This is a genomic window from Streptomyces griseus (assembly GCF_900460065.1).
In the GTDB taxonomy this organism is placed as follows: domain Bacteria; phylum Actinomycetota; class Actinomycetes; order Streptomycetales; family Streptomycetaceae; genus Streptomyces; species Streptomyces griseus.
Window position 1 is genome coordinate 350,679 of sequence record NZ_UAVD01000029.1, and the last position, 25,252, is coordinate 375,930.

Here is a 25,252-nt window from a genome sequence, read left to right on the forward strand (position 1 = left end):
GGAGGGCAATCCTCGTCCTGGTTCGGACACTTGGGTTGCGGCCATCCACACCAGCGAGCGAGATCGCAAGCCCAGGGGATCAGGATTCCTTGTCGATCCGTGGCGTGTCCTTACGTGCGCCCACGTCGCCTGGGGGCCGTGGGCGGAGCGCAACGAGCTATGGGTGGCCTTCCCTAAGGCGGAGTCTCTGCAGCGACGCAGAGTACGTGTGCGGGAGGTGGTGGCTCCGCCGGTGGAGGATCAGGACATCGATGATGTGGCGGTGCTGATTCTCGAAGAGTCTGTCTCTCGGAATCATGTCGCACGCCTCCGCAGGCCTGAAGTAGGAAGCCTGGTGCATCGCCGCTGGTGGGCTTTCGGGTTTCCTGACGGCATGCTGGGCAACTCCTCTGGAGGTGAGATCGGGGAGGAGTTGGGCTACGGCTGGGTACGGCTCGACACCTCTGCGCGCTACCCCATTCAAGGGGGTTACAGCGGTGCGGCTTTGTGGTCGCCGGACTACGGGGCGGTAGTCGGTATGGTGGGCCAGGGGCAAGGCGGCAATGGAGACGGCCGAGCCATCACTCTTCGGGCGATCGACGCCTGTCTGCCAGAGCAGAAGTTGCACCTACTCGCAGACTGGTCCGCAGAGTCTGCTGGGGAAAGCGCGATGGCGGCATGGGGTTGGAGCCTCACTGACGATCCGGAAGCCGGCCGCCACTGGCGTCCCCGCGCCCGGGGCGTTAGTACGGATGCTGAGCGAGGGTTCCGCTTCTGTGGCCGGACAGCAGCACTCCAGAAGATCGTTTCCTGGCTGGTCGGAGAGGAAGCCAAGCGGCAGATCCTCGTGGTCACCGGCTCTCCTGGGGTAGGCAAGTCGGCCGTTCTCGGACGCATCGTTACCACGGCTGATGTATCTCTCTCTGCGTCGCTTCCCCCTGACGAGTCGGTGCGAGCACCGGAGGGGTCTGTGGCGTGCGCTGTGCACGCCAAGTCCAAGTCCGCGCTGGAAGTGGCCGAAGAAATCGCCCGGGCTGCCTCGGCGAACCTTCCCGCGCGGGTGAGCGACCTGGCACCTCATATCCGCGACGCGCTAGAGAGCGGCGGACGCACTGGGTTCACCGTCGTCATCGATGCGCTCGATGAGGCCGCCAGCCCTGACGAGGCGCGCTTGATCCTTCGACGTGTCGCCCAACCTCTGGCAGAGAACCTGGAAGACCTCGGCGTGCGCGTCGTGGTGGGCAGCAGGCGATCCGATGACGCGGGATCACTCTTCGACGAGTTTGGGCTGTCCACCAACATCCTGGACCTTGACAACCCTGAGTTTTTCGACTTCGCCGACCTGGCTACATACGCCCTGGCCACCCTGCAGCTACGCGGCGCCGAGCGCCGTGACAACCCTTATAACGACGTTGCTTTGGCCGCCCCTGTGGCTGATCGGATCGCCCAGCTCTCGGAGGGTAACTTCCTCGTCGCAGGGTTGATCGCCCGCGCACACGGGATGTACGACCACCAGCCAGTCGGGCCAGAGCGGCTCACGTTCCCGCCCACAGTGGATGCAGCGCTGCACGAGTATCTCGACCTGCTGCCCGATGTCGATGGGGTGCCGGCCAATGCTGTACTCACCGCACTGGCCTACGCCGAGGCTCCAGGCATGCCGCTGGATCTCTGGCGCGTCACCATCAGCGCCCTGGGACACGCCGTGCCATCAGAGAAGCACCTGCTTGCCTTCGCTCGTTCGTCCGCTGCCAACTTCCTTGTTGAGACCAGTACATCCGATCCGCAGAATGCTGTGTTCCGGCTCTTTCACCAGGCCCTCAACGACGCACTCGTGCGCCAGCGATCCGCAGTCAGGGACGAAGGCGCGATCGCCAGTGCTCTCCTACAGCATGGGCAGTCCGTCGGGTGGTCTGAAGCGCCCGCCTACCTGCTGCGTGCGCTACCGCGGCACGCTGAACGAGGCAGGAGCGTCGACCAGCTTCTGAGCGATCCGACATTCGCCCTCTACGCTGATCTGCGTCGCCTTATCCCGGCCGCAACCTCGGCCTCGTCACCCCATGCGCGTCGGCAAGCACGCCTGCTCCGCAGGACGCTACGTGCGCTCGACGCATCTCCATCCGATCGCGCCGCCCTGTTGAGTGTTACAGAGACCCTCGACAACCTGGGCAATACCTACAGCACGTCCGCTCACCCTGCTCCCTATCGCGCGCGGTGGGCTGCTGCCGTTCCGCACGAAGAGGAAGCGATCCTCGAGGGCCACAGGGATTGGGTCCGAACCGTGTGCAGCGTGGAGGCGGCGGGGCGCCAGCTGCTGGCGACCGCGAGCGACGATGCCACTGTCCGGCTTTGGGATCCCGAGACAGGGGAACTCGTGCGAGTTCTGGAAGGGCACTCCGACTATGTCCTGACGGTCAGAACAGTCGCGACAGAGCAGGGCAAACTACTCCTCACGACGAGTGCTGACGGAACCGCCCGAGTATGGGACCCCAACCAGGGCGAGACAGTCCGTCGGTTCGACGGCATCGGTGACTGGGTGCGGTCCGCGTGCATCGGACGAATGGCTGGTCGCACTGTCCTTGCCACCGCGAGTGACGACCGGGTCGTCCGGTTTTGGAATATGGACACGGGCAGGGAGATCCGCACGGTCAAGGCTCATCACCGGCATCGCATCCGGGCCGTGTGCGCTCTGGGGGAGGTCTTCGCTGCTGCGGGAGACGACGGCCTAATTCGCCTGCTGGACCCCCGGGGCGGTGAATCCATCGTCCTCCGCGGCCACGGTGGCAGCGTGAACGCCCTGTGCGCCTTCTTTCTCGACGAGCGCGCCATGCTCGCCACGGCGAGCGCTGATGGCACCGCCCGCGTCTGGGATCTCGAGTCTGCCAGTCAACACGTTGTCCTGAAGGGCCACCGTGAAGAGCTGAACGCAGTGCATGCCTTCTCCCTCGAGGGGCGCACTGTGCTCGCCACCGCGAGCGACGATGGCACTGCCCGCCTCTGGGATCCCAAAACCGGCAATCAGCTGGCTGTCTTCAACGGCCATGTGGATTGGGTCCTGGACGTGTGTTCGCTGCCCCTAGGGGGCCGCACCCAGCTCGCCACTGCGGGCAGTGATGGGACAGTCCGCCTCTGGAACCCCAACCGGGAACAGCACGCAGGCCTGAGGGGCAGCACGAGTGTTGGCGCGGCATGCGCTCTCCCACTCGAGGCAGGGACCGCTCTCGCCACCGCGAGCAACAACGGAGCCGTCTCCCTTGTGAACCCTGAGACCGGCGAGCAGCTACGCACCATTAAGGGGAGTCACGGTTGGGACAGCTGCGTTTGCGCCGTCCCAGTCAAGGGCCGCACCCTGCTCGCTACGAGCAGCACGGACCGGAGCGCCCGCGTCTGGGACCCCGAGACCAGTAGACAGGTCAGGGTCCTCAAGGGGCACGGCAGCCGCGTGAAATCCATGTGCATTCTCACCTCGAAGGGGCGCACCCTCCTGGCCACTGGCAGTGCGGATGCAACGGCGCGCCTGTGGAACCCGGAAAACGGCAAACAACTTCGCGTCCTCAAGGGGCACACCGGGTGGGTCCTGACCATGTGCGTCATACCCATGGACGATCGTTCTGTCCTCGCAACAGGTAGTGCCGACGGCACAGCGCGTCTCTGGGATCCTGAGAGTGGCAGGCAACTGCACATGGTGAAGGACCCCAGTGGACGAGTTCAGTCCATGTGTGCCGTTGACGTAGGCGGCCGCGCCGTCCTTGCGGCCGCCGGTCGCGGCACCATCGGGCTCTGGAACCCAGCCAACGGTGAACAACTCCGCATCCTTGAGAGCAACAGCGAAGTGCGCTCCATGTGCGCCATCGGCGTCAATGGCCGTTCACTCCTAGCCGTTGCCAGTGACGACCGCACCGTACGGCTCTGGGATCCGGCGAACGGCCAGACAGTGGCAGAAATCCCAGTGGGAGCTGCTGGCCGTGTAGTGATCGAGGCGGGCGGCTTGCTGCTGGTAAGCACGTGGCGTGGCATCCTTGCCCTGGATCTGGCTTCTAGAGGGCTTTTTTGACGGGCTCTCCTGGTTCGAGCGCGTTTCAGATCAGGGCTTCTGGGTGGGGAACGGCCGACCTGCGTCGCCCTGCAGCCCGGCAAGATCATGGTGCCGAGCAGGGCCCCGTTCCGTCGTCCGGTCGCCGGCGGGGGCGAGGATGTTCAGTGTGGGGACGTTCGAGCCCCTGGGCGCGACGTCACGCAAGGTGACTGCGCTAGTAGGCGAGGCTCGGACAGAGTGTGAGGTGCTCACGACGATCCATGATGTCAGGCGAGGGCGCTGGCTAACGAGCTCGTGCATGGTTGGTGGTGAGGTGTCAGGCTCTTGATCGTTGATCATGGTCAGGTTGTGGAGAGTGCGTCTCGTGCAGTGATCGTCAGCAGCCGTCGAATGACCTGTCTGTCGGCTGACGTGATCGCTGAACTTGTCTTCGAAGTAGGCCCGTTGTGGCATGAGCGGCACCAGGCCAGGCTGGCGTCCAAGCCGCGGAAGGGGGCCCTGGGCGCTGGCGCGAAGCACGGCTGGTGTTCATCGACCGGCTGCTGGCCACGCTGGTCCATCTTTGCCACGGGGCCACCCACGACGTGCTGGCCGGCTGGTTCGGCGTGGACCGCTCCACAATTACCCGGGCCATCGGTGAGGTGCGGCCCCTGTTTGCCGAGCGGGGATGCGCCGTGAGCCCTGACGTGCGGCTGCGGTCTCTGGCCGAGGTCGTCGACCATCTCGGCGCGAGCGGAAGACCGGCATCATCGACGGCATGGAGATCCGAGTCCGTCTGTCCGCCGCCGGACGCAAGGACCGGGACATGTTCATCTCCGGCAAGAACAAGCAGAACGCTGTCAAGTCCATGGTGGTCAAGGACGGCGAAAGCCGCGTCCGGTGGGGCAGTCCAGTCTGTCCCGCAAGCTGAGCGGGCATCGCCCACACCCGCCAGCTGGGGCTGGTCGAGTTCCTGGCCGACGGGCCCGCGGTGGAGATCCTGGTCGATGCTGGCTACCAGGGCCTGGGCGCCCAGACCGGTGGCCGGGTGGTGACACCGCCGCACCGCAAGTTAAAGAAAGACGCCCCGAACTGGTACGAGGAGATGCACGAACGTCGGCGCAAGGCGCACTCCTCACGCCGGATCCGGGTCGAGCACGGCCAACCATGCACGAGCTCGTTAGCAGCGCCGAGATTGACCGCTTCCTCTTTGAGGCACTCCGAACGGGCTGATCCGGTGCTACCCCCGCCTCTCCCTCACTGTGGTGCCTCAGCCTGGGGCCAACACCGAATGCCTTGCCCAGCATCGAGAGTGCCCGGAGCGTACACCTTTTGGCAGGTTCACTGGATGTCGAATTCCGGATCATGGAATGGAAATCCTGAGGAAGGGCGACGTACGGTGATCGGATGGTGGCGATACTGCGGTGCACCCCAGGTGAGGTCAAGTTCCTCGATAGCCGTAAGAGGCAGGAGCAACTCGATGCTGGCTGGGAGTCGGTCGGAGAGCGTAGCGAGTGGACCAGCAGGCATGTGGTCCTGGTGGTGACCGGCCAGGAGAGAGGACGACCAGGCGTCGAGTACGTGGGGCAGGCCCGGAGCGGTCGCTCCGCCGGTACCTTTCGGCGTGTGGTCGAGGTGACTCAGCTCCATCGAATCGTGCCTCCAGTTCCGATGGAAGCCCTATCCGACCAGCTTCCACTCCGACACCGGGATGCAGTCGACCGGTCCGGTGTGCTGACGAAGCGGTCCGGTGAAGAGCTGCTGAACGGACTTACCACATGCCGCGCGGATCTGGCTGCAGTTATCGCTCGGTTGCAGGAAAGGGTGGGTGGTATTCGGATCCTCGGCAGAGTGCGGGCGCTGTTCTTGGAGCAGCGAGACGCCACCGGACTGGCACTTCAACTGGGTGGGTTCGACCGGAGCATCATCGAAGAGGCAGAGTTCCCGGAAGAGGGTGGGGGGCAGATACCTGTCCTCGCTACCCTGCCGGGGCATCCGGCGCACGAGGACCACCTTGTCGCTCACGATGCGCAACGCTTCTCGGACTGGATCGGAAATGACGCGGAGTATCTCGCGACACGGGTATTCCGCAAGGGCGACCAGCAGCTTTTCATCGCCAACGTGAACCGCCTGCCAGCCGAGGAAACCCTGGGAATCGATCTGATCTATCACCATGTGAACCGGGACAGCTTCATACTTGTGCAGTACAAGAAGATGGGCCAGGTTGGAGCTGGGCGTAGTGAGTGGGGATATCGGCCGGACGGTGATCTTGACGACCAGCTTAAGCGCATGAGGGAGGTGGAGGATGCGTGTACGCGGCTGGAACAGGATCCTCCGACCGACTACCGATTCGTTCACCAGCCATGCTGGATCAAGTTCTGCAAGTCCGAACAGGTGGCGCCGAAGGGAGATGCGCTGATTGGTGGCATGTACCTCACGCGTGAACACGTCGAGTGGCTGCGAGGTCGACCCGGACTGGCTGTCGGCCCCAAAGGGGGTGAGCTGTTCGGCTACCACACGGTGCCTCGGTATCTCGACAACACGACATTCACTCAACTTGTTCAGGACGGCTGGATCGGAACCCGTGGCAGGGCCAGTGACATCATCCAGGCCCAGATCAAGGCCAGCCTTGACGGCTCGCGGGCGCTGGTCTTCGCAGGGCTCATCGGTGACGACATGACTCAGGCCGAACGTACACGTGAACGCAGGGGCGGCTCAGGGAGCTGAGCATGTGAGGGGTGAGTCTGACCGTGCACCGGTTGATCCGCCCCCGTCACGGCGAAAGGGGACTTGGGTCGCCGGTTCCGGTGGGGTATCAGGACGCAGTCGTCTCCGTCGGTTTGCTTCGATGACCCGTTCCCGAGCAGGGTAACCATGTGAGGTTACATTCACTGCGACAGTTTGCGCTTCCCGCCGAGTGGCAAGCAGGTTGTCTGCAGGTGCATTCCGACCAGCGCTACTTCGTCGGCGCCTCCAGCTCAACTGGAGACTGGACCGTTTCGACCAATATCGTGGAAATCTTGGAAGACCCAAGATCAAGAAAAATACTGCCCCGTTGGAGAGCCAGACGGTTCTTGTCAGATCTTAAACACGGTTACCTGTGTCCCGCAGAGGGTGGTGAGGTTCCCGGGGGCGAAGGTGAGCACGGTGGTGGGACCGGGGGCAGCACTTGCGGTCGCGACAAGTGTGGGGCCGGTTTAGTCGTGCTCGAGAGCGCCTTTGGCAGCAGTACCCAAGGGGTCAGGATCTTGCCGACGATTGTGGTGTGGCGGCTATGGTGTGTCCTTTACGGCGGCTGCTGGAGACGTACCGCGGCTGAGGGGCCTTCCCCCGTGGCGGGGCGGAGGACGACAGCGGCGACCGGGGCGACGCCGGCCGGTACGAACACCTCACCGGACGGCGTCCCCCGAACGGGGTGCGTCGGCGCGGGGAGCGGCCGCACCATGTGCGGAACCACGCAGCGGCCCGCACGCCGAGAGAGCGCTGCTCACGCGCCGGGTGGCACCGCTTGGCGTACCTCGCGGATGACGGTGACCCGGCCGCCGTCGCCGGGGTCGGGATCGGGGATGACCGCCTCCGGATCGACGAGGAATACCTCCCGGCCGTCCAGCGTCAGCCGGCGCGCGATCTCCAGCACCATGCGCCGTGCCACGTCGTCGATCGCGTGGACCCGCGTGAGGTCGATGGCCACCCGGGCCTCCCGCGGATCGGTGTCCAGGACCTCCCGCACCACGCGCTCGGCTCCGGCGAAGCCGATGCCGCCCTGGAGTTCCAGAACGCGGAGCGCGTCCGGTCCGCCGCCGAGGACGTGGCTGGACCGCACGGCCGCCCGCCCGGCGGAGGGGACCTCCATCACATGCAGGCCCATGTCGGAGGAGAAACGCTCGAACAGGGATACCCCGCGAACGCTGTTTCCGTGGCTGTCCAGGCGCGGTGAGAAGGTGGCGATGCCGATACGTCCGGGAAGCGCGCCGATCAGGCCTCCGGCCACCCCACTCTTCGCGGGGATGCCGACCTGGGTGGCCCAGTCACCCGCGGCGTCGTACATTCCACAGCTGAACATGACGCTCAGCACCTGGCGCACGACCCCTTCCGGCACCACCTGTTCCCCCGAGAGCGGGTTCACGCCGCGGTTGGCCAGTGTCGCCGCCATGACGGCCAGATCCCGCGTCGTGACGAGCACCGAGCACTGCCGGGTGTAGCCGTCGACGACCGCCCGCACGTCCTCGGTCAGGATGTCGTGGCCGCGCAGCATGTGTGCGATGGCGAGGTTGCGGTGCGCGTGCTCCAGCTCCGACGCGCACACCTTCTCGTCCGTCTCCAGTCGGCGGCCGGCGAAGGCGGAGAGGCCGTCGAGCACGCGTCGTACCCGTTCGGCGGGACCGGATCCCGCCTCCGCGACCAGGGAGTGAACGGTGATCGCACCCGCGTTGATCATGGGATTGAGCGGGCGTCCCGTGCCGCTCTCCAGAGAGATCTCGTTGAACGCCTCCCCCGAGGGCTCGACGCCCACCTTGGCGAGCACCGTGCCGAAACCGCGGTCGGCCAGCGCCAGGGCATACGCGAACGGCTTCGAGATCGACTGGATCGTGAACGGGACGTCGATGTCGCCCGCGCCGTGCACCCGCCCGTCGACGGTGGCGAAGGCCGCGCCGAGGCGCTCGGGATCAGCCTCCGCCAGTTCGGGGATGTAGGCGGCCGGCGCCCCGGAGGCGTCCGGTTCCACCTGCTCCAGCACCTCGGCCAGATAGTCGGGAATGATGGGCCGCATCCTCACCTCTCCGATCGCACCACCGATGTCCGGCGCGGGACGCGTCCTGACGGTGTGCCGTGTTCCGCCGCCGGGACCTCGACGGCGCTGTCGTCTGCGTGGCCAGGCTACCGACCGGGCCGGTGCGGATCGGCCGGCAGCCGATCGCCGGTCGCCGCGGGCGGCGGCGCCGAGGACGGAAGCCCCACAGAGGCCCGTCGCCACCGGCCGGATCGCGGAGCAACTCGGCGGGATGCGGGGGAGATTGGGACGGTGGCGCCGCGGTCCGCACGGGACGGTCCGCCGCTGCCGTGCGCGCACGTACGGGGTCACGGCGCGTCACCGCCGAAGCCCAACCGGCGGGGGCGGTCGGGCCGTTCCACTCGATCGAGTGGATCTTGCTGCCCGGTCGTACGATCCGGACGGGAAGCGACCGCGCCGACGCGATCATGCCACCGTGACCTCATCGATTCGGACGGCTCACCGTCCCACGTCCCTGCTCCCGGCCGGGCTCGGTCTCCTCACCGCCCTCACGCTCCTCCCCGCGGTGCCGGCGGCCGCGACACCCGTGCAGGAACCCGCGCCCCGCGCCGGCGCGCAGGCGCCGGGCCGCTTCACGACCTCCGCCGAGCGCATGACCGACGCCCGTCTCGACGCGCTGCGCAACAGTCCGGCCCGGCTCGAGGAGTTCTTCGGAGCGCTGCCCAAGGGCGGCGACCTCCACAACCACCTCTCGGGTGCGGTGACCACCGAGTACCTGATTCGACTCGCGGGTGAGAACGGCCTGTGCATCGACGCCACCGACACCGCGGTGCGTCCGCCCTGCGGGCCGGGGACGCGGCCGGCCGCCGAGGCCCGCACCGACGCGGAGTTCCGTCAGCGGATCGTCCGCGCCTGGTCCATGCAGGACTTCCCCGCCGACCAGTCCGGCCACGACCACTTCTTCGACACCTTCGGCAAGTTCGGCGAAGCGACGCGTGATCGCGGCAAGATGCTCGCCGATGTCGCCAACACCGTCGTCGAGCAGAACCAGTTCTACCTGGAGACCCTGGTCACTCCCGCGTCGGACTCCTCGAAGAAGCTCGCCGAGTCCGTCGGCTACGACGCCGACCTCGCCGCCTTCCACCGCAAGCTGGTGGCCGGCGGCAAGCTCGACGCGGTCGTCACCGAGGCCGTGCGCGAGGCGGACGCCGCCGACGCCCAGTTCCGGGAGACGGCCCACTGCGACACCGGCCGTCCCGACCCCGGCTGCGAACTTCCCGTCCGGTGGATCTCCCAGGTCTCCCGCGCGAGTTCGAACGAGCGCGTGTTCACGCAGATGGCCGTCGGGATGCGGCTGGCGGAGCGCGACCCGCGGTTCGTCGCCGTCAACCTCGTCCAGCCGGAGGACGCGGAGAGCTCCCTGCGCAACTACCGCCTCCAGATGCGGATGCTCCAGTACCTGCGCACCCAGTACCCGGACGCCCGGCTCACGCTGCACGCCGGTGAGCTGACCCCCGGGGCTCGTCAAGCCCGAGGACCTGACGTTCCACATCCGCGAGGCCGTCCTCGTGGCCGGGGCCGAACGCATCGGCCACGGTGTCGACCTGGTCCACGAGGACGACTGGCAGCAGCTCGCCCGGACCATGGCCCGGCGCGATGTCGCCGTGGAGGTGCCGTTCAGCAGCAACAAGCAGATCCTGGGCGTCGCGGGCGACGACCACCCGTTCAACGCCTACCGCCGCTACGGCGTCCCGGTGGTCCTGGCCACCGACGACCCCGGTGTCTCGCGCATCGACATCAGCCACGAGTACCAGTACGCCCGGGCCACCTACGACCTGAGCTACCCCGAGCTGAAGGACCTGGCGCGCGCCTCGCTGACGTACGCCTTCCTCGACGGCGGAAGCCTCTGGGCCGGTGGCGAGGCCCGCTCCGGCTACCGTCCGGTGCGCGTCTGTGCCGGGTCCCGGCCGGGCGCCGCGCCTCCCACCCCGGCCTGCGCCGACTACCTCGCGGACAACGCGAAGGCGGCCACCGAGTGGCGGCAGGAGGTGGCGTTCGCCGGATTCGAACGCCGCTACGGTGCCACTCGCTGACCGCGAGCCACCGGAGACGGGGCGGTCCCGGGCCGGGGCCGCCCCGTCGGTGCGTGGCACCACCGTGAGACACCGACGGCCAGTTCGAGCCATTGCTGCCCGCGTCTTCCACCGATCCCGTTGTCATTCGTCATCCAATGGATGACAATTCTGAGGTCATCGGCCCGCTGACCAGACGAGGGAGGTCCCGTGACCGCGGCGGACCAGCCGTCCACGGCCCGTGCCGACGCCCCCGGCCCGGCGTCCTTCATCGCCGCGGCGGCGGCCCTCGCCGCCACGGACGAGGCCCTGCGCGACGCGCAGCGCCGGTCGCCCGACGCCGTGAGCCCCGGCCCCGAACAGGCACTGGCCTCCCTGATGCTGCTGCGGCAGGTGCGCGAGCATCTCGCGAGCTGGGAGACCGGGCTGATCGAAACCGCCCGCGGGGCGGGCGCCAGCTGGGCCGATCTCGCCCGCCCGCTCGGTGTCGCCAGCCGCCAGGCCGCCGAACGCCGCTACCTGCGCGGCCGTCCGGGCGCCGCCGGAACCACCGGCGAACAGCGCGTCGCGGCCACGCGTCGGGCGAGAGCCGCCGACCGCGCCACCGCCGACTGGGCCCGCGCCAACGCCGCCGACCTGCGCCGCCTCTCCGGGCAGATCGCCGCGCTGGCCCCCCTCGCGCCCGACGCACGCTCGGCCCAGGACGCGCTGCGGGCCGCACTCGGCGCCGCGGACGCCGCCGAGCTCGTCGCCCCGCTGGCCGGCATCCGCCCCCACCTCGACGCGCGCCACCGCGGCCTCGTCGAGTCCCTCGACGCCCTGGACGCCCCGGGCGCACAACCTCGCCCCTGGCGATGAGCGCTTCCCACCACGCGCGGGAACACCGCGTGCGCGTGTGGCCACCCCATGCCGAACCACGCCGGTGACGGTCGACGGACTCCCGCCCGGCTCTGATCCGAGTGCACATTCATGACGTCCCCACAGAAAGAGATCCACATGAGCGGCAGTGTCGAGACGCTGGAATTCCAGGCGGAGACCCGCCAGTTGCTCCGGTTGGTGATCCACTCGATCTACTCGAACAAGGACATCTTCCTGCGCGAGCTGATCTCCAACGCCTCCGACGCCCTGGACAAGCTGCGGCTGGAATCGCTGACCGACTCCAGCCTGGAGACCGAATCGGCGGACCCGCACATCGCGTTGGAAGTCGACCCCGAAGCCCGCACCTTGACCGTCCGCGACAACGGGATCGGCATGACCCGCGAGGACCTGGTGGAGCTGATCGGCACGATCGCCAAGTCCGGCACCGCCGGCCTGCTGGAGAAGATCAAGGAGTCCAAGGACGCCGCCACCGCCGAGAATCTGATCGGTCAGTTCGGCGTCGGCTTCTACTCGGCCTTCATGGTCGCCGACCAGGTCACCCTGCTCACCCGGCGGGCCGGCACCGACACCGGCACCCGGTGGGAGTCCGACGGCGAGGGCACCTACGCCATCCAGTCCGAGGACGGACTGCCCGTGGGCACCTCGGTCACCCTGCACCTGAAGCCCGTCGACAGCGAGGACGGACGCGCCGACTACCTGTCGGAGTCGAAGATCCGCCAGATCGTCAAGCAGTACTCGGACTTCATCCGCTGGCCCATCCGCATGGCCACCGAGCGCACCGCCGCCGACGGCGCGACCACCCGGGAGACCGACACGCTCAACTCGATGAAGGCGCTCTGGGCCCGGCCCCGCACCGAGGTGAGCGAGGAGGAGTACCACGAGTTCTACCAGCAGATCAGCCACGACTGGCTGCCCCCGGCCGAGACGATCCACATGCGCGCCGAAGGCACCTTCGAGTACGAGGCGCTGCTGTTCATCCCCTCGCAGGCGCCCTTCGACCTGTTCTCCCGCGAGACCAAGCCCGGGGTGCAGCTGTACGTCAAGCGGGTGTTCATCATGGACGACTGCGAAGCGCTCATGCCCAACTACCTGCGCTTCGTCAAGGGTGTCGTGGACGCCCACGACCTGTCGCTGAACGTCTCGCGCGAGATCCTCCAGCACGACCGCCAGATTCACGGTGTGCGCCGGCGGCTGGTCAAGAAGGTCCTCGGCGCCCTCAAGGACATGCAGTCCAAGGACGCCGAACGGTACGCGAAGGTGTGGGAGCAGTTCGGCCGGGCCCTGAAGGAAGGCCTGGTCGAGGACACGGACAACACCGAGACCCTGCTGCAGCTGGTGTCGGCGGCCTCCACCCACGACCCCGACCGGACCACCACGCTGCGCGAGTACGTCGAGCGCATGAAGGACGGCCAGGACACCATCTACTACCTGACCGGCGAGAGCCGCGCGATGGTGGAGAACTCCCCGCACATGGAAGCCGTCGCGGCGAAGGGCTACGAGGTCCTGATCCTCACCGACCCCGTCGACGAGGTCTGGGTCGACCGGGTTCCGGCCTTCGACGGTCACACCCTGCAGTCCATCGCCAAGGGCCAGGTCGATCTCGGCGAGTCCACCGACGGCGAGAAGGAGGACGACGCGGCCAAGGCCCAACGCGAGAAGGACTTCGCCGCCCTGCTGCCCTGGCTGACCACCGCGCTGTCCGAACAGGTCAAGGAGGTCCGCCTGTCATCGCGTCTCACCACCTCGGCAGCCTGCATCGTCGGCGACGCCCACGATGTGACGCCGACCCTGGAGAAGATGTACCGGGCGATGGGCCAGGAGATTCCCACCGTCAAGCGGATCCTGGAACTCAACCCCTCGCACCCGCTGGTCACCGCCCTGCGCACCGCACACGACGCGGACGTCGACGACCCCGCGCTCAAGGAGGTCGCCGAGCTGGTCTACGGCAGCGCACTGCTCGCCGAAGGAGGCGACCTGCCCGACCCGGCCCGCTTCACCCGGCTGCTCGCCGACCGCCTGGCCCGCACCCTGTAACGGCGGGGCGCGGCCCGTCCGGATTCGGCCGTCTGTGCCGGGGCACCGTACGGTGCCCCGGCACAGACGGCCCCGGGGTTCCAGCGCGCCGGGTACGGGACCGGCGCGGGTCCTCCCCGCCGCTCCCCGCGCACGTCACGCGTCCCCCGGGCAGCGGCCGCCGCTCACCTGTGCCGATCCGCCGCGACGGCCGACTCGTGCCCCGTGGTGAAGTACACAGGTCCCACTTCGGAGTGGATGTGGAGTACGGCCCCGTCCAGCGCCAGAGATCCGTCCTCGGCGGTCCGGCTCAGCAGGTCGACGCGGGCACAACGGCTGACGAAGGCGTTGTCGGTGGCCACCAGGTCCATGTGATCGGCGGACATGATCAGATGGATGTCGAGCCGCCCGCCGGCCCTGGCCACCTCGCGCAGGACGGTGTGCAGTTCGGGTGCCAGGCGGTGGACCCGGGGGAAGTCGTCCATGGCCACGACCAGAAGAGGCGGGCGGTCCTGTCCGTAGGCCCCGCGGGCATCCGGGGCCTCGCGGCGCCTCAACTCCCTCCGCAGCAGATCCCCCAACGCCAGCACGTCCGTCCCACCCTGGCGGAGGCCGAGGAAGGAGACGTCGCCCGGACGCCGCGCGAACCGGTCGAACCCGCTGCGGTGGTCGAAGTCGGCGAGGACGAACGCCACCCCCCTGCCCGCCTGACGCGAGATCTGCTCCAGCACACCCAGCAACAGGTCCCTGCGGACCTGCGCCGGACGTCCCTGGCACAGCAGATGGGGGCCGTCGCCACCGCCGGGTTCGCCGCGCAGGTCGAGCCGTACGGAGTCCAGATCGGCGTCGAAACCGAGGGCGACCGTGAACGGATCGGTCTCCTGACCCGCCAGGGAATCGAGAGCCCGGCGCAGCTGGAGTGCGGGGGGTCTGCGGGCGGGGTCGTCATGGAGGCAGGCTCGGAGGATGCCGATGAAGGCGGGTTCCAGCGCCTCTCTGGCCGCCTCCAGCGCGTCGGACGGGCTCCCGTGGTAGCCCTGGCCGACCGCGGCCTCCACGAGGACGCACCCGAGAGCGTAGACGTCGGCCTCCCGGGTCGGCCCCTCCGTGGCGTCGTTCAGTTCCGGGGCCCGGTATCGCGGGTGCTGGCGGTGGACGGACCAGTACCGACTGTCCATACCGTCCACCGAGGCGGTCAACCACCCCAGGATCTGCGCGTCGCGCCCCGCTATCAGCACCCTGCCGGACGTCAGGGCCCCATGGACCAGACCCAGCTCGTGGGCCCGGGCCAGACCTGTCGCGAGCTGACGGGCGACCGTGAGCAGGCCCGCATGGTGCAGAAGCCCGTGCTGAACGGTGAAGTCGTGCAGGTCGGGTGCGGGTTGCGTCGGATCGTCCAGGGCGCACAGGACGGCGTGCCACGGTCGCTCGTGGTCGGGCTCCCATGCCATCAGAAGCGGTGAGCAGGAGCCGTTCATACGCTGAAGTGCGAGCACTTCCGTCGCTATCAGGGCGTGCGCGTCCGGCTCGTCGCCCGGTCTCCGGATGACCAGCAGGCGCCCCTCCCCGTCGTGGGCGAGGAAGACACCGCTCTCGACCGGTCCGTACTCGGCGAAGACGTCGTAGGGCAGGGCCCACCTGCCCTCGAACCGCTGGTCCGAGACCGTGAGCCGGCGCCACCGCGTCGTGTGCAGGGCGAGCGTCGGCCCGGGCGGCAGCGGCCGCAGTTCGTCGTCCGGGGACAGCGGAGTCTCGTACTCGGACACGTCAGGCGGCGAGACCCCGAGCCGGCGCAGGAGGGTCTCGCCCACCCAGCCGAACGGCTTTCGTGAGTCGGCGGACACCCGGTCCTCGCCCCCCGGGTGCGGCAGCCAGGCCGGGAAGTCGGCCGGAGAGCCGCCGAGCTCGCTGAGGTGGGCCGTCACCCTCCGCGTGGTGCGCATCAGTTCGGCGGGCGGCACGGTACCGAGCAGAATCTGCCGGGTCTCCTCCGTGAAGTCGAACGCCCGCTGGTGGGGCGGCCGTTCCACCTCGTCGGCACTGTGCATGAGTCCGCCGAGAAACACCTCCACCAGGTGGGACGTGTCGACGGCCGGAGCCACCGCGTGCTGGACGATCCGCATGACCGGTACGGGAAGCGGTGCGACGGAGGCCAGGTGCGCGGCGAGGCGATAGGCGTCCGTGGACGCGGAGTCACGGAAGCGCGACACGGCTTCCCGCGCGCCGACCGTACGGTCGCGACGCGGCGAACCGGGCGGTGGCGGAGCGGTGACCGTGCCCGGCGGCGGGGTGAGCAGCGGCAGTACCGCGGTCTCCCCCGGGGAGCCGATCAGCTGGGCCCACGTGCCGATGACGTCGCCGTCGGTGGCGAGCACCGGGACGGGAACCCCGTCGAAGGGGGCGAGTTCGGGGGGCAGCAACGGGTCCTCGATGTGCCAGGACCGGTTGGCCGCGCCGCGCCGCCGAGCCGTCACCCGCCACGACCGTGCGCCGATGCCCGTCCCGGCCCACAGCCGCCGGGGCAGCGTGTGCACCACCGCCGTGGGCCCGGCCGACGCGGCGCGCAGCAGCGCCTCGTGCATGGAACCGTCCCGCCAGGACCTGCCGACGCCGTCACTCACGACGAGCAGCAGCGTGTTGCCGGCCGGGTCGAGCACCGCGGACAGGGGCAGCGTCGCCGCGGAGGCCCCGTAGGGGCGGCTGCGCAGCCGAGGGCCGGTGGGGCCGCGGGTGCCCAGGCCGTGGACGCGCACCTGCCGGAAGGCGCCGCAGCGTTCCAGCAGCCGTCGGAGTTCACCGGCGAGCCCCTGCCAGAGGAGCATCGAGACGCCGTCGTCGACGAGGACGGTGAGGTCGAGCCATCGCGTCGTCGCCGGGCGGAGCACGGCTTCCGGGAGCCCCGTCTCCGCCATGGCCGTGACCGTCGCGTTGATGTCGAGTTCGCTGCGCAGGAAGTCGGGGCGCATCTGTTTCAAGGGACGCAGGGCCCGTCCCAGGCGGAGCTCCGCGCCCCCGAGCGCCTTGACACCGGGAGCCCGTACGGCCATCGCCGGTCGGTCGGAACGGGCGGGGGGCTGCCGCACGAGAGGCGCGGCGTGCAGGCCGGTCTCCCCCGCCGGCCGAAGGACGGGGCCGGGCTCGGTGTCCGCCGTCGCCAGGTCCGGTGCGTCGTGCCCCGGCGACGGGGGAGCGAACGGGGTGGACCCGTCGGCGTCCCGGTGGGCGGGATCCACGGCCGGTGGTTCGGCGAGGGCCGCGGCGCGCGCGAGGGCCGTGGCGGCGGACGGGGGCAGCCGTGCGGCCAGCCAGAGGACGTCGAGGAGTTCCTCGGCGTCGAGCGGCTCCCCGTCCGCCGCCAGGGCCCTGCGGATCCGCCCGAGCTCGGGGCGGCCGGTCACAGGGTTCTGCCGAGGCGGTGCAGTACGGCGTCCAGCAAACCCTCGGCGTCCAGTTCGACACCTCCGCGGCGCAGGAAGACGGCGTTGAGCAGCTGGTCCGTGGCCAGTTCACCGCGGGCCCTGCGGGCGAGGAACGCGCGCATCAGGTCGTCGAACCCGTCAGTACCGCCTTCCTCGCCGTCCGGGTCCAGGTGGGCGGAGATGATGGCGCGCAGCCGCTCCTCGTCCGGTTCCGGAAGGTCCAGACGCACGCAGCGGCGCAGGAAGGCGGGGGGAAAGTCGCGTTCGCCGTTGCTCGTGATGATGACCACGGGGAACTCGGTGCAGCGGATACGCCCGCGGACGACGTCCGTCCAGACGTCGGAGTCGGCCGTCATGACGCTCACGGCGGACTGCTCCTCGGTGAGCCGTGCCAGCTCCGGGATCTCGAACTCGCCCTCCTCGAAGACGTTGAGCAGGTCGTTCGGCAGGTCGACGTCGCCCTTGTCCAGCTCGTCCACGAGGAGGACCCGTGGCGAAGCCGACGGCACCAGCGCCGTGCCGAGAGGACCGAGACGTACGTAGGAGCCGATGCCGGGATCTTCCTGCGGCGCGTTCTCGTCGTCCCGTGCGTTGCGGCGTCTGTTCGTTTCGCGGAGGCGGCCGATCGCGTCGTAGCGGTAGAGCGCGTCCTGGAGGGTGGTGCGGCTGTTGACCGGCCAGTGCAGGACGTGGCCCAGGGACAGCTCATGGGCGAGGGCGTGTGCGAGGGAGGACTTGCCCGTCCCCGGGTGCCCGGTGACCAGCAGTGGCCTGCGCAGGAGCAGGGCGGCGTTGACGACATCGGCCTCCTGCGGGCCGATCAGGTAGGGCCGGGTCCGCCGGGAGCGGGCCTCCTTGTCCCCGAAGCGCCTCCACGGCGGTGCCTCGGGGAAGGAGACCTGGCGGGCCCGGCCGTTGCCCTTGAACAGTCGCCAGTCGGAGTCCTGCCGGCTGTCGGCCGCTCCGTGGTGCCCTTGAGGTGCCTGGGCCGTCATCGTGTGTCTGCCTTCTTGTCGTGGAGATGCGGGGGGACGCCGGTGAGGTGCGAGGGGGCACGGTGCCGGCGCGTCATGCCGGGTCCGCGAACTGCAGGGGCTCGGGCAGCGACAGCTCGGTGTCGTGCCATACGAGGGCCGGTCTCGCGGTCGACAGACCCGCCTCCGCTCCGTAGATGGCGGAACGGAGGTTCTGCAGCCGCTGCGGGAGCTTGTCCAGCGGGCCGGTCGGATCGAGGTGGTCGAGCCGGGGGGCGTCGTCGTGCGACGTGGCCGCCCGGTCCCACAGGACGACGGGCACGCCCATCGCCAGGCAGACCGGCAGCAGACGGCTCCGCTGCTGCGGCGGGCCGTGCAGGACGACCCGGACGGTGTCGCGGTGGGTGGTGCTCAGCAGTTCGTACAGGTGCTGGATGTCGACGGAAGGGTCGCCGACCACCAGCGAATGCGGTGTGTCGGCAGCCCAGCGGCGCTGGACCTCATCAGCGGTCCTGACGGTGAAATCGGGGCACCGGAGGGCGACTTGGTAGCGACTGCCCAGGGCCACGCTGAGACCGCTGACATCGGGGAGGACGTCCCTGAGCCCGGAGAGTTCGGGGAGGCCGTCCGCCAGTTCGCTGCCCGTCTCCCAGCCGTCGACGTCGATCTCGAGATGGGCCGGGCCGACGACCACGTCCACCTGGGTGGGGGCCGGCTCGCCCGCCGCGCGGCTGCCTTCCGCGGTGCGGCGCAGCAGCCTGCCGATCTCCTCGGGCGTCAGGAAGGCCTTGGGGGTGGTGACGCCCACGCGTGTGCCGTCCCTGTGCCAGAGCCAGATCTCGCAGCGGAAGCGGCCGGCCGGTTCGCCGTCCGCCGGGGTGAGGCGGGTGCCGACGCGGGTGACGGGCGACGGCCGGTGGGCGGCCCACGTCTCGGCGTCGGCCCGCCGTTCCGCCAGGGCCGGGGGGCTGATGTCCAGTCGGTCGGCGACACGGTCGCACCACGCGCGCAGACGGGCGCGATGCGTGGTGTCGGCGGTGGCCGCGGCGGCGAACTCGGTCAGTCTGAGCAGTGCGGGAACCGGGACGGACTGGGCGGTCGTGAGACCGCCGTCGGGGTAGTCCTCCAGGTCGAGGATGATCGCGTCGACGTCTGCCACCGTGGGCCGGGAGGCCTGTGAGAGCACGATCGGCAGGTTCATGAACCGGAGGGCCTCACGGGCGGCGCGGGCGATCAGACCGGGGTCGGTCCGGACGCTCGTCTGCAGGAATCCGACGAGTTGACGGTGTTCGGCGAAGGAGAGCAGCCGGACATGGTCCTCGACGCGGCCCAGTGCCAGCAGGGCGCTCAGCGCGCGGCGCCGGGGAGGGTCGTGCTCGACGGCCGGGGCCAGCGACTCGGACAGCGTGGCGAGCGCCCGGTCCTCCGTGAGCAGGACGGTCGCCACCTCGTCGAGGGTGGGCGCCTGTGCCCCGCCCGTCGGTACGTCACACTCCAGGGCGAACGAGAGGTCGCGGCAGTGGTCGGTCCGCCGCACCGGGTCGTCCAGCAGGGTGCGCAACAGGGGCGCCATCGCCTGTACGGAGGTCTCGGCGGGGCCCGTGGCGCGGCCCCGCCGCACCACCTGGCACTCCGCGACGACGTCACCGGCCCCCGCCCGCGTCATCTCCTCCCGTATGGTCTGCCAGGGCACGGCCCAGCCCCGACGCACGGTGTCCTGGGCCTTGAGGGCAGGCCCGTCCGACATCACCTGCGCGACGGCGAGCCCGGCGACCGTGGCATCGGATCTGACCCACAGGGGACCACCGCTGTATCCGGGGCCGATCGCGGCCCCGGACAGGGACCCGTCCAAGTAGCAGCAGCCGTCGTGCTGGAGGCCCGCGACGGTGTTCGCGTAGGTGATCGCGGCGCCGCCGCCGTGCCAGGCCCGCAGCTCCATGCCCTCCAGCATGTCCTGCCAGACGACGGGCCTGGTCCAGTCGGGGGCGGGTTCGTCGAGATCCAGCACCGCCAGGTCACCACCCCACACGGGGCTGCCGGCCCGCTGCTGGGGCGGCAGCCACAGCGAGACACGGCCGGTCCCCACACCGGCCGCCGCATCGGCGCCCCGGAAGGAGACGGCGAACGCCCCGCCGTGCTCGGGGTGTTCGGTGCTCAGCAGGGCGCGACCCAGGGCGTCGTTGACGACGTGGGCGCAGGTGAGGATGCGACGGGTGGAGAGAAGGACCGCGCCGCCCGCGGCCCTGGAGTCACTCGTGCGCAGCAGTGCGGTGTGGGAGCCGGGCGCTGAACGGCGGCTGAACCAGCCCATCCTAGGCCTCGCCGGGTCCCTTGTTCTGCCAGCTGGCACTCACCGTCATGGTCGCCTGGCCGTTCACCCCCACGATCCCGAGCTTGAGGTCCTGGCCGATCTGGACACCGAACTCGACCGTGAGTTCCTGGGGCGGATGCGCGGTGCCGGTGACCGCTGCGTGAACCTCCTCGAGGAGCGGACCGAGAGGGCTGAGAGCGGACTTCAGCACGTCCTGCGCCACCTCTGCGGCGCGTCGTCCCCTGGCCACGGGGGTGGCCGTTCCGAAGCCGTCGGGAAGGTCGACGTCGTCCGGGGCGGCCGTCGAGGCGGGGAGCGGCGCTGGTTCCCCGACGGCAGCCAGCTCCACGCGTAACGCGGCTCCGCCGAGGTCGAGTTCAAGGTATTCCGGCATGCCTCGCATTGTGCATGAATCGAGGGACCCGCCGGGTCGGATGTCACAAGTTCGGGACTGCTGGGTGGTTAGGTCCGCGCAGGAGGGCCGGTCCCCGGCGGGCCGGCCGCACGCCATCGTCACCGGAGCCGGCGGAAGTCGACGATGCGCGCATCCGCACCGGCGGTGAGCGGCCCGAGAAGAAGGGCGGCCCCACCGCCTCGTCCCCGCCGTCGGCCTGACCGGTTGCGCGGTGCCCGGCTTCTCGCTGCCCTCCGGACGCGGTGCTCTCCGGCACTGCGGTCATCGCCCTCGGCGCCGTCGTCCTCGGGGCCCGAAAGGCGGCCGGCTGCCGTTCGTTCCGCTGAACCGCCGGGGCGCCGCGTCGGACCGGGGAAGCCGACGGGCCCGGCCGGCCGTGGTGGGGGACCCGTCCGGCGTATCCGCGACGTGATCGGGGCCGCCGTCGAAGGCCGACCGGTGAGATCACGCCGGGGCCGGCGGGCCCAACCGCACCGGTCGTGAACGTCGTCGACGCCGGCCGGTCCTTGTCAGGGCGACGTCTCATCGCCCGGCACGGGCACGGGCACGGGCGCGGGTGCGGGCACGGCGCGCGGGCGGAGGACCATCGACGCCTCCTCGACCGCCGCGACCATGGCGAAGGGGAACCGGTCGAGTTCGAGGCAGAGCGCGACATCGTCCGGATGGGACCCGAGCCGTACGCCCTCGGTCAGTTCGGCGGCGGCACGCGACCCGGCGGCACGGCGCAGGAAAGCGGTCGCGTCCCCTGCGCTCCCGTCGGCCCTTCGCGCGATGTACTGAGCGCACGCCAGGTCTTCCTCGGCGCGTCCCTCCTCGCCGGTGACCACGAACGTGACGGCGTCACAACCCTGTTGACGCAGGAGCCGAGCGGTCGCGCCCGCCACCACGAAGCCGGCGCACAGGACCAGCGACGCCTCCTTGACCGCGAGGGCGCCGACCGTCCCCGCCGTGGTCTTCTGCACGACGGTCCGTCCACGGAGGTCGAGGGAGCGCAGCAGACCGGGTGAGTTGACGGCGTCGAAGCCGGGTGCGGGCGGACCGTCCTTGAGGGCCACCCAACCTGGATTGCCTGCCTTGAGGGCCAGGACGTCGTCCGGCGACTCGGCCAGGACGATCTTCTCCGCGCCTCGGCCGAAGGCCCAGGCGGCCACCGTGAACGCCCGCATGACGTCGACCACCACCGCCACGGACGGGGTTTCGGCCAGCTCGGCGATGCCGAGGAATCGAGCTTCCATCCGACCATGATCGCCCAAGGGCTGTCCCGTCGTCACTCCGCGTCGACCCCCAGGAGCTCGAGGAAGGCCGCTGCCGCCGGGGTCGGGTTCTCGCGGCCCCAGATCACGTACTCCACGCGGGCCGGTGCGTCGGTGACCTCGATCGTGGTCACTCCGGCGAGGCCGGCGACGTACGAGGGGGGCAGCAGGGCCACACCCAGGCCGGCGGCGACCAACCGGGCCAGGTAGTCGGCGTTCGTCACCTCGAAGGCCACCTCCCGGGTGAGACCCGCGGCGGCGAACGCCAGATCGGACTGGGCGCGGCCCGCGGTCTTCGCCGGGAGGTCCACGAACACCTCCGAGGAGAGTCGGCGAAGGTCGACCGCGGACTCCCCGGCGAGCGGGTGGTCCGGGGAGACCACGGCGATGAGCCGTTCCCTGGCCAGCTCCCGGGCCCGGACACCCCGGGGCCGGGCCGTGACCGGGATGCCGAGGAAGGCCACCTCGGTCTCGCCCTTCCTGACCTGCTCGACGAGATCCTCACTGGCCCCCACGCCGAGGCTGACCCGGGCCTCGGGGTGGCGCCGGTGGAAGTCCTTGAGGACGGCGGGGAGGTCCACGGCCGCGACGGTGGGGATCAGACCCACCCTGAGACGCCCGCGCACCTCCCCGACCGCCGCCGCCACTTCGGCCGCGGCCCTTTCCGCAGCGTCCAGGCACTGGCGCGCCGCGGGCAGGAACGCCGCGCCGGCCGGGGTCAACCGGACCCTGCGGCTGGTTCGTTCGAAGAGTCGGGCGCCCAACTCCTTCTCCAGGCGCGCGATCTGGTGGCTGAGCGCGGACTGGACCACCAGGCAGCGCTGGGCGGCCCGCGTGAAGTTGTTCGTCTCGGCCACGGCGATCACGTACCGCATCTGCTGGAGCTCCATGGATCCATCGTGAATCGAGATGCATCGGGTGACAAGCATGTGTTGGACTCATGGATGACTCCGGCCCGAGACTGATGGCGACCGCACACGGCAGGAGCCTCCCGGGCCCGGCCCGTCGGTCGGACACGCGGCCGGGGCTCCTCGGGCGCGCCCGAGAGCGGAGCCACCGCCCGCCCCCCCCGCGACCCCGAGGCGAGATGACGAGCAGACCGAACATACGCACAGCCGCCCTGACCGGTCTCGCTCCGGCGGTCTGGGGCAGCACCTACCTGGTCGCCACCGAGCTGTTGCCACCGGACCGGCCACTCCTGGCGACCACCGTCCGGGCCCTGCCCGGTGGCCTGGTCCTGCTGGCCCTCGGCCGTCGGCTCCCCGCCGGCGTCTGGTGGTGGCGGGCGCCGGTCCTGGGCGTGCTGAACATCGGCGCCTTCAACTTTCTTCTCTTCCTCGCCGCCTATCGGCTGCCGGGCGGTATCGCCGCCGTGATCATGTCGGCCCAGCCCATGTTCGTCGTGGTCCTCGCCGCCCTCTTCCTCGGTGAAAGGATCAGAGCCCTGCACGCCCTGGCCTGCGTCATGGGCGCCGGGGGAGTGGCGCTGCTCGTGCTCAGGGGTGCGGCACCGCTCGACGCCCTCGGTGTCCTCGCGGCCGTCGGCGGTGCGCTGTGCATGGGCCTGGGCATCACCCTGACCAAACGGTGGGGCCGGCCGGAAGGCGTCGGCCTGCTCACTTTCACCGGGTGGCAACTCACGGCGGGCGGCCTGGTCCTGCTGCCGTTCTGGCTGTCGCTGGAAGGGCTCCCGGACAGCCTCACCGGATCCAACGTCCTCGGGTTCGCCCACCTCATCACGCTGGGCGCGGTCCTGAGCTACTTCGTCTGGTTCCGGGGCATCGAGCGCCTGCCCGCCGTCGCCGTCTCCTTCCTGGCGCTGGGCAGTCCGGTCGTGGCGACCCTGCTGGGCTACCTGGTCAGGGGCGAGACGCTGTCCGTCCTCCAGCTCGTCGGCATGGCCGTGATCCTCGGTGCGGTCGTGCTCGGCCAGCGCCCGCCCCCGGTCCCGGCCGCCGGGCCGGAACCGGCCCGGCGGAACCTCCACGAACCACACCCGGCCCGGTCCGGAGAGACCGTTCGCGAGGGCGGCCGGCCCGGCGGGCGTACACGGCCTTGACCGCGCGCAGCGGCCGGGGAGGGAAGGTCCTCGGCTCGGCGGTCGATGGGCGCCACGGTACCGACGTCCCGGTGGCCTCCCCACGGGGACCGGTGGGGAGGCCGTCCGCTCAGACGCCCCGGCGCAGCTCCAGGGTGCAGCACTTCACGCTGCCGCCCGCCTTGAGGAGTTCCGACAGGTCCACGCCGACCGGGTGGAATCCGCGCTCGCGCAGCTGCCCCGCCAGGTCCGTCGCGTTCTGCGGCAGAACCACGTTGTACCCGTCCGATGTCGCGTTCAGCCCGAACACGGCGGCGTCGGCCGCGGAGGCGAGGAGGGCGTCCGGGAAGAGTCGCCGCAGTACGGCCAGGCTGCCGGGGGAGAAGGCCGCCGGGTAGTAGGCGATCGTCGTCCCGTCGAGCACGGTGAGGGCGGTGTCCAGGTGGTAGTAGTCGGGGTCGACGAGGGTCAGACCGATCACCGGGCGTCCGAAGAACTCCTGCGCCTCGTCGTGGGAGCGGGGATCGCTGCGGAACCCGGTGCCCGCCAGCAGCCACTCGCCGGCCAGCAGATAGTCGCCCTCCCCCTCGTTGACGAACGCGGCCGTGCGCGGCTGCGGGTATCCGTTGTCGCGCAGCCAGTCGTGGTAGGCCGGACCCTCGGCGATGCGCTCGGCGTCGCGGAACCGGGCCACGAGGGCCCGCCCGTCGACGACGGTGGCACCGTTGGCCGCGAAGACCATGTCGGGGAGGCCGGGGACGGGGTCTATCGTGTCGACGGTGTGCCCGAGGTTCAGGTAGACCTCGCGCAGCCGCTCCCACTGGGCGATGGCCAGCGGAGTGTCGACGGGCTTCGTCGGGTCCATCCACGGGTTGATGGAGTAGACCACGTCGAAGTAGGTGGGCCGGCACATGAGGTAGTGCCGGGCACGTGCGGTACGCATGAGTGGGGTCCCGATCGTCAGGGGCGGCCGGTGGGACGGCCGCCCATCGAGGTGAAGTGCTCGGTCCCGGGCGGCTGGTGACCGTCCGCGGTCCGTACGCGCGTGATCGCCGGGCCGTGGTCGCGGCCGGAGCGGGCTTCGGCTCCGGTGGCGATCACGACGTGGTCGCCCTCGTGCGGGAAGAAGCGGTCCGGGTGCCGCCGCGGCGCCCT

General features: G+C 70.0%; 15 protein-coding genes and 2 pseudogenes. 8 read left to right on the forward strand and 9 right to left on the reverse strand.

Annotation, left to right across the window (positions count from 1 at the left end):
- Nucleotides 1-232 precede the first annotated feature (232 nt).
- The 4 genes and pseudogenes from DTB53_RS21460 (at nt 233) to DTB53_RS21470 (ending at nt 6,718) form a co-directional block, all read left to right on the forward strand.
- Nucleotides 233-4,030: an AAA family ATPase gene (locus DTB53_RS21460; protein ID WP_328707287.1), complete on the forward strand. Its 3,798-nt coding sequence runs from the start codon at nt 233-235 to the stop codon at nt 4,028-4,030.
- A 506-nt stretch (nt 4,031-4,536) separates the two neighbouring features.
- Nucleotides 4,537-4,623: pseudogene (locus DTB53_RS37480) on the forward strand (transposase family protein); the annotation flags it as partial.
- A gap of 146 nt (nt 4,624-4,769) precedes the next feature.
- Nucleotides 4,770-4,922, forward strand: a complete 153-nt coding sequence (locus DTB53_RS37485; RefSeq protein WP_012377987.1) for a hypothetical protein — start codon at nt 4,770-4,772, stop codon at nt 4,920-4,922.
- A 695-nt stretch (nt 4,923-5,617) separates the two neighbouring features.
- Nucleotides 5,618-6,718 (forward strand): hypothetical protein, encoded by a 1,101-nt coding sequence (locus tag DTB53_RS21470; protein WP_236586257.1) that lies wholly within the window; start codon nt 5,618-5,620, stop codon nt 6,716-6,718.
- A gap of 760 nt (nt 6,719-7,478) precedes the next feature.
- Here the strand turns inward: DTB53_RS21470 and DTB53_RS21480 are convergent.
- Nucleotides 7,479-8,762 carry a glutaminase gene (locus tag DTB53_RS21480; protein ID WP_012377985.1) on the reverse strand — a complete coding sequence of 428 codons (1,284 nt, stop codon included), beginning with the start codon at nt 8,760-8,762 and terminating at the stop codon, nt 7,479-7,481.
- A gap of 436 nt (nt 8,763-9,198) precedes the next feature.
- Here DTB53_RS21480 and DTB53_RS21485 point away from each other — a divergent pair.
- From DTB53_RS21485 to htpG, 3 genes and pseudogenes are all read left to right on the forward strand, one after another.
- Nucleotides 9,199-10,816, forward strand: a pseudogene (locus DTB53_RS21485) (adenosine deaminase family protein).
- Nucleotides 10,817-11,005: 189 nt separating this feature from the next.
- The gene (locus tag DTB53_RS21490; protein WP_012377983.1) at nt 11,006-11,653 is read left to right on the forward strand and encodes a hypothetical protein; all 648 of its coding nucleotides are present in this window, start codon (nt 11,006-11,008) and stop codon (nt 11,651-11,653) included.
- A gap of 138 nt (nt 11,654-11,791) precedes the next feature.
- A complete protein-coding gene (gene htpG, locus DTB53_RS21495; protein WP_012377982.1) occupies nt 11,792-13,708 on the forward strand; it encodes a molecular chaperone HtpG in 1,917 nt (638 codons plus the stop codon).
- A gap of 164 nt (nt 13,709-13,872) precedes the next feature.
- Here htpG and DTB53_RS21500 read toward each other — a convergent pair whose 3' ends face one another.
- The 6 genes from DTB53_RS21500 to DTB53_RS21525 form a co-directional block, all read right to left on the reverse strand.
- Nucleotides 13,873-17,085 carry an SAV_2336 N-terminal domain-related protein gene (locus DTB53_RS21500; protein ID WP_012377981.1) on the reverse strand — a complete coding sequence of 1,071 codons (3,213 nt, stop codon included), beginning with the start codon at nt 17,083-17,085 and terminating at the stop codon, nt 13,873-13,875.
- Nucleotides 17,082-18,101 carry an AAA family ATPase gene (locus DTB53_RS21505; RefSeq protein WP_012377980.1) on the reverse strand — a complete coding sequence of 340 codons (1,020 nt, stop codon included), beginning with the start codon at nt 18,099-18,101 and terminating at the stop codon, nt 17,082-17,084. Before DTB53_RS21505 ends, DTB53_RS21500 begins: the two co-directional genes overlap by 4 nt.
- Nucleotides 18,102-18,174: 73 nt before the next feature.
- Complete coding sequence (locus DTB53_RS21510; protein WP_012377979.1) at nt 18,175-20,391, reverse strand: VMAP-C domain-containing protein; 2,217 nt, start codon at nt 20,389-20,391, stop codon at nt 18,175-18,177.
- Between the two features lies 1 nt (nt 20,392).
- A complete protein-coding gene (locus DTB53_RS21515; protein ID WP_042495525.1) occupies nt 20,393-20,785 on the reverse strand; it encodes a CU044_2847 family protein in 393 nt (130 codons plus the stop codon).
- A 530-nt stretch (nt 20,786-21,315) separates the two neighbouring features.
- Nucleotides 21,316-22,041: a 2-phosphosulfolactate phosphatase gene (locus tag DTB53_RS21520; RefSeq protein ID WP_042495522.1), complete on the reverse strand. Its 726-nt coding sequence runs from the start codon at nt 22,039-22,041 to the stop codon at nt 21,316-21,318.
- Between the two features lie 32 nt (nt 22,042-22,073).
- Nucleotides 22,074-22,949, reverse strand: coding sequence for a LysR family transcriptional regulator (locus DTB53_RS21525; RefSeq protein ID WP_012377976.1), 876 nt, complete (start codon nt 22,947-22,949; stop codon nt 22,074-22,076).
- Nucleotides 22,950-23,146: 197 nt separating this feature from the next.
- Here DTB53_RS21525 and DTB53_RS21530 point away from each other — a divergent pair, with 197 nt between their 5' ends.
- Entirely contained in the window at nt 23,147-24,118 is a 972-nt protein-coding gene (locus tag DTB53_RS21530; RefSeq protein WP_012377975.1) for an EamA family transporter, read from the forward strand.
- 109 nt (nt 24,119-24,227) lie between these two features.
- On the opposite strand, the gene ddaH is transcribed toward DTB53_RS21530, so the two are convergent.
- Nucleotides 24,228-25,040, reverse strand: a complete 813-nt coding sequence (gene ddaH / locus DTB53_RS21535; RefSeq protein ID WP_003964560.1) for a dimethylargininase — start codon at nt 25,038-25,040, stop codon at nt 24,228-24,230.
- A gap of 17 nt (nt 25,041-25,057) precedes the next feature.
- Entirely contained in the window at nt 25,058-25,198 is a 141-nt protein-coding gene (locus tag DTB53_RS21540; RefSeq protein ID WP_370454211.1) for a hypothetical protein, read from the reverse strand.
- Between the last annotated feature and the right edge of the window lie 54 nt (nt 25,199-25,252).

Excerpts from the sequence above, each read along its gene's own strand:
- DTB53_RS37485 (WP_012377987.1), top strand. The coding sequence starts at position 4,770 with ATGGAGATCCGAGTCCGTCTGTCCGCCGCCGGACGCAAGGACCGGGAC.
- DTB53_RS21480 (WP_012377985.1), bottom strand. The coding sequence starts at position 8,762 with ATGCGGCCCATCATTCCCGACTATCTGGCCGAGGTGCTGGAGCAGGTG.
- htpG (WP_012377982.1), top strand. The coding sequence starts at position 11,792 with ATGAGCGGCAGTGTCGAGACGCTGGAATTCCAGGCGGAGACCCGCCAG.
- DTB53_RS21505 (WP_012377980.1), bottom strand. The coding sequence starts at position 18,101 with ATGACGGCCCAGGCACCTCAAGGGCACCACGGAGCGGCCGACAGCCGG.
- DTB53_RS21510 (WP_012377979.1), bottom strand. The coding sequence starts at position 20,391 with ATGGGCTGGTTCAGCCGCCGTTCAGCGCCCGGCTCCCACACCGCACTG.
- DTB53_RS21515 (WP_042495525.1), bottom strand. The coding sequence starts at position 20,785 with ATGCCGGAATACCTTGAACTCGACCTCGGCGGAGCCGCGTTACGCGTG.
- DTB53_RS21520 (WP_042495522.1), bottom strand. The coding sequence starts at position 22,041 with ATGGAAGCTCGATTCCTCGGCATCGCCGAGCTGGCCGAAACCCCGTCC.
- DTB53_RS21525 (WP_012377976.1), bottom strand. The coding sequence starts at position 22,949 with ATGGAGCTCCAGCAGATGCGGTACGTGATCGCCGTGGCCGAGACGAAC.
- DTB53_RS21530 (WP_012377975.1), top strand. The coding sequence starts at position 23,147 with ATGACGAGCAGACCGAACATACGCACAGCCGCCCTGACCGGTCTCGCT.
- ddaH (WP_003964560.1), bottom strand. The coding sequence starts at position 25,040 with ATGCGTACCGCACGTGCCCGGCACTACCTCATGTGCCGGCCCACCTAC.